Annotated in this window: 9 protein-coding genes and 1 pseudogene; 6 read left to right on the plus strand and 4 right to left on the minus strand. The window is 51.6% G+C overall.

Going from position 1 to position 9,397, the window contains the following annotated elements; genetic code table 11:
• Positions 1-186: 186 nt before the first annotated feature.
• Positions 187-990, plus strand: a complete 804-nt coding sequence (gene dkgB / locus FDW98_RS14185; protein WP_096758212.1) for a 2,5-didehydrogluconate reductase DkgB — start codon at positions 187-189, stop codon at positions 988-990.
• Positions 991-1,019: 29 nt separating this feature from the next.
• Here dkgB and yafC read toward each other — a convergent pair whose 3' ends face one another.
• The gene (gene yafC / locus FDW98_RS14190; RefSeq protein ID WP_096758211.1) at positions 1,020-1,934 is read right to left on the minus strand and encodes a DNA-binding transcriptional regulator YafC; all 915 of its coding nucleotides are present in this window, start codon (positions 1,932-1,934) and stop codon (positions 1,020-1,022) included.
• A 105-nt stretch (positions 1,935-2,039) separates the two neighbouring features.
• Between yafC and FDW98_RS14195 the strand changes: the two genes are divergently transcribed.
• The 3 genes from FDW98_RS14195 to FDW98_RS14205 all read left to right on the plus strand — a co-directional run bounded on the left by FDW98_RS14195 (position 2,040) and on the right by FDW98_RS14205 (position 4,985).
• Positions 2,040-3,215: an MFS transporter gene (locus tag FDW98_RS14195; RefSeq protein ID WP_096758210.1), complete on the plus strand. Its 1,176-nt coding sequence runs from the start codon at positions 2,040-2,042 to the stop codon at positions 3,213-3,215.
• A gap of 131 nt (positions 3,216-3,346) precedes the next feature.
• The gene (locus FDW98_RS14200; protein ID WP_096758209.1) at positions 3,347-4,147 is read left to right on the plus strand and encodes an endonuclease/exonuclease/phosphatase family protein; all 801 of its coding nucleotides are present in this window, start codon (positions 3,347-3,349) and stop codon (positions 4,145-4,147) included.
• 67 nt (positions 4,148-4,214) lie between these two features.
• A complete protein-coding gene (locus FDW98_RS14205) occupies positions 4,215-4,985 on the plus strand; it encodes a class I SAM-dependent methyltransferase (RefSeq protein WP_137398871.1) in 771 nt (256 codons plus the stop codon).
• Positions 4,986-5,033: 48 nt separating this feature from the next.
• On the opposite strand, the gene mltD is transcribed toward FDW98_RS14205, so the two are convergent.
• Both mltD and gloB read right to left on the minus strand, forming a co-directional pair.
• Positions 5,034-6,392 carry a murein transglycosylase D gene (gene mltD, locus FDW98_RS14210; RefSeq protein WP_096758207.1) on the minus strand — a complete coding sequence of 453 codons (1,359 nt, stop codon included), beginning with the start codon at positions 6,390-6,392 and terminating at the stop codon, positions 5,034-5,036.
• A 71-nt stretch (positions 6,393-6,463) separates the two neighbouring features.
• On the minus strand, positions 6,464-7,219 hold the full coding sequence (gene gloB / locus FDW98_RS14215) for a hydroxyacylglutathione hydrolase (protein WP_096758206.1): 756 nt from the start codon (positions 7,217-7,219) through the stop codon (positions 6,464-6,466).
• Between the two features lie 33 nt (positions 7,220-7,252).
• Here gloB and FDW98_RS14220 point away from each other — a divergent pair, with 33 nt between their 5' ends.
• Entirely contained in the window at positions 7,253-7,975 is a 723-nt protein-coding gene (locus tag FDW98_RS14220) for a class I SAM-dependent methyltransferase (RefSeq protein WP_096758205.1), read from the plus strand.
• Here the strand turns inward: FDW98_RS14220 and rnhA are convergent.
• Positions 7,972-8,548: pseudogene (rnhA, locus tag FDW98_RS14225) on the minus strand (ribonuclease HI). The gene FDW98_RS14220 and the pseudogene rnhA overlap by 4 nt on opposite strands.
• On the opposite strand from rnhA, the gene dnaQ reads away from it, so the two are divergent.
• Complete coding sequence (gene dnaQ, locus FDW98_RS14230; protein WP_197737705.1) at positions 8,502-9,230, plus strand: DNA polymerase III subunit epsilon; 729 nt, start codon at positions 8,502-8,504, stop codon at positions 9,228-9,230. The pseudogene rnhA and the gene dnaQ sit on opposite strands and share 47 nt — an antisense overlap.
• The last annotated feature ends 167 nt before the right edge of the window (positions 9,231-9,397 follow it).

Consider the following 9,397-nt stretch of genomic DNA (forward strand, 5'->3'; position numbering starts at 1 on the left):
TTCGAGTCCCGTCCGTTCCGCCACTTATTGAAAGCCCTGAGTTAACGCTCAGGGCTTTTTCTTTTGCTGTCATTCAATTATTGCTAAATCTGCAAAAATCCTCTGCGTTATACGCTCTTTTTATCTACACGTTAGAAGGCCATACTCCTCCGACTAACGAAGACTGTGATTAAAAAGAGGAAATTTATGACTATCCCTGCATTCGGTTTAGGTACTTTTCGCCTGAAAGACGACGTCGTTATCGCTTCTGTTAAAACAGCTCTGGAACTGGGCTATCGGGCCGTCGATACCGCACAAATCTATGATAACGAAGCCGCGGTTGGTCAGGCGATTGCTGAAAGTGGTGTGCCGCGCAGTGACCTGTATATCACCACCAAGATTTGGATTGAGAATCTCAGCGAAGAAAAACTGATCCCGAGCCTGAAAGAGAGTTTGAAGAAACTGCGTACCAATTACGTTGATCTGACGCTGATCCATTGGCCTTCACCAAACGATGCGGTTTCTGTTGAAGAATTTATGCAGGCATTACTGGAAGCTAAAGCACAGGGCCTGACTCGCGAAATTGGTATCTCTAACTTTACCATTCCGCTAATGGAAAGAGCCATTGCTGCAGTGGGCGCAGAGAACATCGCGACCAACCAGATTGAGCTGTCCCCGTATCTGCAAAGCCGTCAGGTGGTTGACTGGGCCAAAGCGCACGGTATTCACATCACGTCTTACATGACGCTGGCATACGGTAAGGCACTGAAAGATGAAGTCATTGCCGGTATTGCCGCGAAGCATAATGCGACACCGGCTCAGGTGATTCTGGCATGGGCGATGGGTGAGGGATACTCGGTGATCCCTTCTTCGACGAAGCGAGAAAACCTGGCCAGTAACCTGCTGGCGCTGGATCTGCGTCTGGATGCTGAAGACAACGCGGCGATCGCGGCGCTGGACTGCAACGATCGTCTGGTTAGCCCGGAAGGTCTGGCACCCGAGTGGGACTAATGACCTGACCCAGCGACCCTCTGTGCCCTTTAACCCTCTTTCACAGCTCCTGCGGGAGCTGTTCTTATATGTTCACTCAAAAAGTCGATAAATGCCCGAATGCGAGTGCTTACTGCCCGATCGCTGTAGTAAACGGCGCTGAACGGCATCTCTACTGGCAGGCGTTTATCCGCCAACAATTCGACCAGTTCACCTCGTGCGATCTCCTTATCAATCATATAATCTGAAAGACAGGCAATACCGTTTCCGCTCAGACAAAGTTGTTTTAGCGTTTCGCCGCTGTTAGAAGATAGTCCGCATTCAGCCTCATGAAGCTGCCCATCGCTGCAGGCAATCGGCCAGGTATTGAGTGAAACCGGTTCAGAAAAACCGAGACACAGGTGCTGCTTAAGCGCTTCGACGCTCTCTGGAACACCAAATTTCGCAATATAGTCAGGCGAAGCAATAATCTTACGATAGCTGGTAAACAATGGACGTGCGCGTAGGCTCGAGTCAGTCAGCGTGCCTGCACGTATAGCTACATCCACTTTTCGTTCAATAAGATTGATGAACGTCTCTGAAGAGACCAGCGACAGCGTCATCTCAGGATAGCGTTCGCGGAAGGGCTTGATGAGCGGAATCAGGAAATGCAGCATAACCGGCGTTGCGGCGTCAATGCGCAGCAAGCCACGCGGCGTATTGCGAGACTCCATAATTTCCGTCTCTGCGGCGGCCATTTCCTGCAAGATTAGCTGTACGCGCCTGAAGTAACGTTCACCTTCCTCGGTCAGGCTTAGCTGTCGGGTGGTCCGATTGAGCAAGCTGACACCCAGTTTCATCTCCAGTTTTTTTACGGCCCGACTGACGGCAGAATTGGCCTGTCCCAACTGCTCTGCGGCGCGGCTAAAGCTGCCGCTTTCCACAACAGCCACAAAAATCGCCAGTTCTTCTGAGGTTGCTTTCATTTTTGCACCTGAAGCAAAATTATATTGAGATTTTGAATATTTTTGTTATTAAAGCATCCCGGCATACTGTGTGTCATCTGATTACTGATGATATGGAGTTTATTTATGCCACTCGCTTTATTCGCACTGACTATAAGTGCCTTCGCCATTGGCACGACCGAATTTGTGATTGTCGGCCTGGTACCGACTATTGCTGAACAACTGGCGATCTCTTTGCCTTCTGCGGGGATGCTGGTTTCAATTTATGCGCTGGGGGTGGCGATTGGCGCACCAGTGCTGACCGCTCTGACAGGGAGCCTGCCGCGTAAACAGCTGCTGGTTGCGCTGATGGTGCTGTTTACTGCCGGTAATTTGCTGGCATGGCAGGCTCCGGGCTATATGACCTTAATTGTCGCTCGTCTGTTGACCGGTCTTGCACACGGCGTGTTCTTCTCGATTGGTTCAACCATTGCAACAAGTCTGGTGCCTAAAGAGAAAGCGGCTTCGGCCATCGCCATTATGTTTGGCGGTTTAACGGTGGCCCTGGTGACGGGCGTTCCGCTGGGCACATTTATCGGTCAGCATTTTGGTTGGCGTGAAACCTTCCTCGCAGTCTCAATGCTGGGCGTCATTGCGCTAATTAGCAGCCAGTTGCTGATTCCGGCGAATATTCCAGGTCGGGCTGCCGCCAGCATCCGCGATCAGGTGAGAGTCTTAACCCATCCTCGTCTGCTGTTGATTTATGCGGTTACGGCGCTGGGTTATGGTGGTGTCTTTACGGCGTTTACCTTCCTTGCACCGATGATGCAGGATCTGGCCGGATTCTCCCCGACAGCGGTAAGTTGGATCTTATTGGGATACGGCGTCTCTGTGGCTATCGGTAATATCTGGGGCGGTAAACTGGCGGATAAACATGGTGCAGTCCCTGCATTGAAGTTCATTTTTGCTGCACTGTTTGTTCTGCTGATGCTATTCCAGTTAACGGCATCCACGCAGTACGCGGCGCTGGTAACGATATTGGTGATGGGGATCTTTGCCTTCGGTAACGTACCGGGATTACAGGTTTATGTTGTGCAGAAAGCGGAACAATTTACCCCCAATGCAGTTGATGTCGCCTCCGGACTGAACATTGCGGCGTTTAACGTCGGTATTGCACTGGGTTCGGTGATTGGCGGGCAAACGGTAGAGCATTATGGCTTAGCGCAGACGCCGTGGATTGGCGCGCTTATCGTACTGGCTGCTTTCTTACTGATGGGCATCAGCGGTCGTCTTGATAAACCTGCGCGGATCACGCTGGGATAAATCATTGATGTAAGTACCCACTTACAAAACAAACTGCAATTGCTCGTTGAAAGTAAGCCCTAAAGTCCCTATAACAGAAGAACCAGTCCGGCTGCGGACTGGTTGACGTTACAGAGGTTTGAAAGTCTACAGTGCGAAAAAACACCTATGCTATGCGCTATGTTGCCGGGCAACCCGTTGAGCGGATTTTACCGCCAGGGTCGTTTGCGCATCTTGGTCAGGCATTACCCGCCGGCGTTCCCTTAAGCAGTGAAGACCGTATTCGCGTGCTGGTGTGGAATATTTTTAAACAGCAGCGGGCAGAATGGTTGTCGGTGCTGAAGAACTTTGGCAAAGACGCGCATCTGGTGTTATTGCAGGAAGCCCAAACCACGCCGGAACTGGTGCAGTTTGCGACCGCTAACTATCTTGCTGCCGATCAGGTTCCCGCCTTTGTGCTGCCTCAGCACCCCTCTGGGGTCATGACGCTGTCGGCGGCACATCCTGTTTACTGCTGTCCTCTACGCGAACGTGAGCCTATTTTACGGCTGGCAAAGTCGGCGCTGGTGACGGTATATCCCCTGCCAGACTCACGTTTATTGATGGTGGTGAACATCCACGCGGTTAACTTCAGCCTCGGGGTGGATGTCTATAGTAAGCAGTTACTTCCCATTGGCGATCAGATTGCTCATCACAGCGGTCCGGTGATTATGGCCGGTGATTTCAACGCCTGGAGCCGTCGACGGATGAATGCGTTGTACCGTTTCGCCCGTGAAATGTCGCTACGCCAGGTGCGCTTTACCGACGATCAGCGTCGACGCGCGTTTGGTCGCCCGCTCGATTTTGTGTTCTATCGTGGTTTGAACGTCAGTGAAGCCTCTGTGCTGGTGACGCGCGCATCCGATCACAATCCACTACTCGTTGAATTTAGTCCCGGCAAGCCTGAACAATAAAGGTGTGTCAGGTCTGCCGTGGGGCAGGCCTGTCCTTTATCTTTCACCACAACCGAAGGACAACACAATGACTACACGCTCTCATCATGACAACGTCGAAAAGCAGTTTGGCTCGCAAGCGAATGCCTATTTAACCAGCACGGTACACGCCTCTGGCCGTGATTTACAACGGCTGGCGGAAAGGCTGTCGGCATTTCCACAGGCCAACGTTCTCGACATGGGATGTGGTGCGGGACACGCCAGCTTTGCGGCGGCACATCAGGTAAAACAGGTCGTGGCGTATGATTTATCGGCGCAGATGCTCGACGTGGTCGCGCAGGCGGCAAAAGAGAAGGGATTAGACAATATCGCTACCCGGCAAGGATATGCCGAAAGCCTGCCGTTTGAGGATGGCTTTTTTGATGTGGTGATTAGCCGCTATTCTGCGCATCACTGGCATGATGTCGGACGCGCGCTGCGAGAAGTGAATCGTGTATTGAAACCTGGTGGCGTGGTGATTGTGATGGATGTCATGTCACCTGGGCACCCGGTGCGGGACATCTGGCTGCAAACCGTTGAAGCGTTACGCGATACCTCACATGTGCGCAACTATTCCAGCGGTGAGTGGCTGTCATTGATGAATAATGCCAATCTGATTGCCGATACGGTGTTGACGGGCCGCCTGCCGCTGGCGTTTAGCTCATGGGTCGCGCGGATGCGTACTCCGCAGGTGTTGATTGACGCGGTTCGTTTATACCAGCAGAGTGCGTCTGCCGAAGTGCAGGCCTACTTCGCGTTACAGCAGGACGGGTCGTTCACCAGTGACACGATTATGGTTGAGGCACATAAAGCGGCATAAATAAAAAAGGCACTGGGGGGAACCAGTGCCTTAATGTTTAAGCTGCTATCAGGAGTCCGGCATACCGTTGTTTTTCACAAACAACGTCAGCTGATCGCCCGGCTGCAGATTGTCGGTATCGTTATTCCAGCGCATCACATCCTTGATGTTGACCCCGTGACGTTTAGCTATGCTCGAAAGCGAATCGCCCTTACGTACACGATAGGTAATGCTATCGCTGTTTTTAGCCAGTCGCTGCGCGCTGGTGCCTGCACCTACGGTCAAGCTTTGGCCCACTTTCAGAGTCGAACTACGCAGATTATTCCACTGCTTTAGCTCATTCGCATTCACGCCAAGACGTGAAGCGATGCCGGAAAGCGTATCGCCAGAGCGAACCTTGTAGCTACGGCTGTTCAGCGGCGTGTTATCCGCGACCAGCGTTGACTGTACGGCTGCAATTTCGCCTGACGCCAGGGACTCACGCAGTTTCTCCGCGTGCTTCTTTGGCACCATCACATATTGCGGGCCGCTGACACCCAACGTGGAGCCTTTCACGCCAGCATTGAAGGTCTTCAGCTTGCTGACGGAAATACCCGCCATATCGGCAACCTGAGCCATCTCAACCGGGCTGTTCAAGCGAACACGTGCCAACGCTCGGCTTTCGTCTGTGGTTGGCAGACGCACGCCATAACGCTTGCTGTTCTTGAGAATATCACTCAATGCCAGCATTTTTGGCACATACTGCTTCGTTTCCTGAGGCAGAGGGAGTGACCAAAAATCGGTGGGCTTGCCACGAGATTTGTTCGCTTTCATTGCCTTCATCACGCGACCTTCACCGCTATTATAAGCGGCAACGGTCAGCAGCCAGTCGCCATCAAACATCTTGTTCAGACGCTGCATCATGTCCAACGCGGCAGTGGTGGAAGCCACAATGTCGCGACGTGCATCATAATTGCGGGTCTGCTTTAAACCATAATTGCGCCCCGTGCTCGGAATGATCTGCCAAATGCCTGCGGCATTGGCGCCAGACGTTGCGTGAGGATCAAAAGCGCTCTCCACTATGGGTAGGAGTACCAGCTCCATCGGCATGTTACGTTTCTTAACTTGCCCGGCTATCCAGTACATATACGGCTCTGCCCGTAACGTTACATCGTGGAGATAGCTCTTATTGCGTAAATACTTCTGTTTCTGTTCGCGAATCCGGTTGTTTTCCGGAATTCCCATCTTTAGCTCGTCACCAATGAAAGCCCACAAATCCTGATCGGCGGCGATAGATGTCCCATCGTCCATCCAGCGCGCCTGGCTTGTAAACTTTCCTGCTTCCCCTTGACCAGCTGCAGAAAGGCTCTGTGCGTGTTGTTGGACGTTACCAGTATTCTGGCACCCAACAAGCAGGACAGAGGCGAGTAATATCGCTTTTGCCTTCATGTGTGTGTCAATAGTTGCTTAAAAGACGACCGATCATAACGGCGAAGTTTTCAAAAGGCAACCCGGAATTGTCAGAACGTATCTTTCTTTGACCTTAACCACGCAAAACGCGCTTCAGGTTGTTGCAACATTGTTTCTTTGTTGATTTCATTAATTAAATCAATATCTTGCGTTCTTAAAAAAATATTATTTCTGCGCTCATTTTTCAGAATTACGGGTAATGTCATTTGGTTTTTTACGCGTAACTCATTAACTTTACGATAATAATCATTTATGGACGGATCGTGCGGGAGGATGCTTAAGGCAAACTTCATATTTGCTAAAGTGTACTCATGTGCGCAACAAATTAACGTATCATCCGGAAGGGCACTTATTTTTTTAAGTGATTGATACATTTGTAATGCTGTGCCTTCAAAAAGCCGGCCGCAGCCGCCGGAAAACAGCGTGTCGCCGCAAAACAGATAAGGGTGGCTGAAGTAACAGATATGTCCTAAAGTGTGACCCGGAGTGGCAAATACGCTAAATTCATGCCCTAAAACGAGTGCGATATCACCCTCTTCGACTACACGTGTGGTTCCCTTATCTTGTGTTTCAGCAGGTCCATAGACCACTATTTGTGGAAAGCGCTGCACAAGTTCTTTCACGCCGCCAACGTGATCATGATGGTGGTGGGTAAGTAAAATAGCCTCTGGCACCCAGTTGTGCTCAGCAATGGCTTGTAGCACCGGAGCCGCCTCGCCAGGATCGACAATCAGGCAACGGTTCTCATTATTGGTCAGGACCCAGATGTAATTGTCATCAAAGGCGGGAATACTGTTAAGATTCATAAATTACCTCTCAATGCGAAACGGAAGGTTGTGATGAAACCGGCAAGGCTCCCTCAAACTGTCGTAGCGCCCGTGAGCTGGGATGATTTACCCTGGGGCGAACACTATCGTGAGGCGCTGGAGTATCAGCTTAACCCGTGGTTTGCGAAAATGTACGGTTTTCATCTGCTTAAGATTGGTAATTTAAGCGCAGAAATCAATTCCGAAGCGTGCGCGGTTTCTCATCAGGTCAATGTTTCTTCGCAAGGCTCGCCGATGCAGGTGCTGGCGGATCCTCTGCATCTTCCCTTTGCCGATAAATCTGTTGATGTGTGCCTGCTGGCGCATACGCTGCCGTGGTGCTCCGACCCGCATCGCTTACTGCGCGAGGCCGATCGTGTGCTTATCGATGACGGCTGGTTAATACTGAGCGGATTCAACCCGGTCAGCCTGATGGGCCTGCGCAAGCTGGTACCGGTATTACGTAAAACATCACCTTACAACAGCCGGATGTTTACGCTGATGCGCCAGCTGGACTGGCTTTCGTTGCTGAATTTCGAAGTGCTGCACGTCAGCCGTTTTCACGTTTTGCCCTGGAAGAGGCAGGGGGGGGAAATGTTAAGTGCGCATATTCCGGCGTTGGGATGTATGCAGCTGGTGGTCGCGCGCAAGCGAACTATCCCGCTTACGCTTAACCCAATGAAACAAAACAAAAGCAAAGCGCGTATCCGCCAGGCCGTTGGTGCAACCCGGCAATACCGTAAACCGGACGCTTAAGCTTCGGGTTGATACCCAACATCATCCTGTGTAGGACTCATCGCCGCGGCGCGGGCAAGCTCGTCGCAGCGTTCGTTTTCCGGGTGGCCCGCGTGGCCTTTGACCCATTCCCACTTGATTTGGTGCTGACCCAGCGCCGCATCCAGGCGTTTCCAGAGATCGACATTCTTGACCGGTTTTTTGTCTGCGGTTTTCCAACCGCGTTTTTTCCAGTTGTGGATCCACTGGGTAATACCCTGGCGCACATACTGGCTATCGGTACTGAGCACCACTTCACATTGTTCTTTAAGTGCTTCCAGCGCGACGATGGCCGCCATTAGCTCCATGCGATTATTGGTGGTGAGGTTGTATCCTTCGCTAAAGGTTTTTTCGCGCCCGCGAAAGCGTAAAATTGCCCCGTAGCCGCCGGGCCCTGGATTTCCCAGGCAAGAACCGTCGGTGAAAATTTCTACCTGTTTAAGCATCTCTGGTAGACTTCCTGTTTTAGAGATCGATATAAACGATAAGTCTGACATAAATGACCGCTATGAGCACTGGAATTACACGGCAGATCGTCCTCGATACCGAAACCACCGGTATGAACCAGATCGGTGCCCACTACGAAGGCCACAAGATTATTGAGATCGGTGCGGTTGAAGTGGTGAACCGACGCCTGACCGGCAATAACTTTCACGTTTACCTGAAGCCCGATCGGCTGGTGGACCCGGAAGCGTTTGGCGTACACGGCATCGCGGATGAATTCCTGCTCGATAAGCCCACTTTTGCCGATGTTGCCGATGAGTTTCTTGACTACATCCGCGGTGCGGAGCTGGTCATCCATAACGCATCGTTTGATATCGGCTTTATGGATTATGAGTTTGCAAAGCTCCATCGCGATATCCCGAAAACGAACACCTTCTGTAAAGTGACCGATAGCCTGGCGCTGGCGAGGAAGATGTTTCCTGGCAAGCGTAACAGCCTTGATGCACTATGCTCGCGTTATGAGATAGACAACAGCAAGCGTACCTTGCACGGCGCATTGCTCGATGCCCAGATTCTGGCCGACGTTTATCTGATGATGACCGGTGGGCAGACCACGATGGCATTTTCCATGGAAGGTGACAGCCAGCAGCAGAATGATACCGGGATCCAACGGATTGTGCGTCAGTCCGGCAAGTTACGTGTTGTTTTCGCCACTGATGAAGAGTTAGCGGCCCATGAGTCGCGCCTTGACCTGGTTCAGAAGAAGGGCGGAAGTTGCCTCTGGCGGGCATAGTTTGCGCGTTTACCGTGCAGAAATGGCTATTCGGGTGATTTTTGCAGCAAACGATTAAAAACGTGAGAAAAAGCGTTGACGAGGGGCGAGGCAATCCGTAATATTCGCTTCGTTCCCAAGCGGAACACAACGCGGAGTGGTAGTTCAGTTGGTTAGAATACCTGCCT

This window comes from Citrobacter sp. wls711, assembly GCF_005281055.1.
In the GTDB taxonomy this organism is placed as follows: domain Bacteria; phylum Pseudomonadota; class Gammaproteobacteria; order Enterobacterales; family Enterobacteriaceae; genus Citrobacter; species Citrobacter gillenii.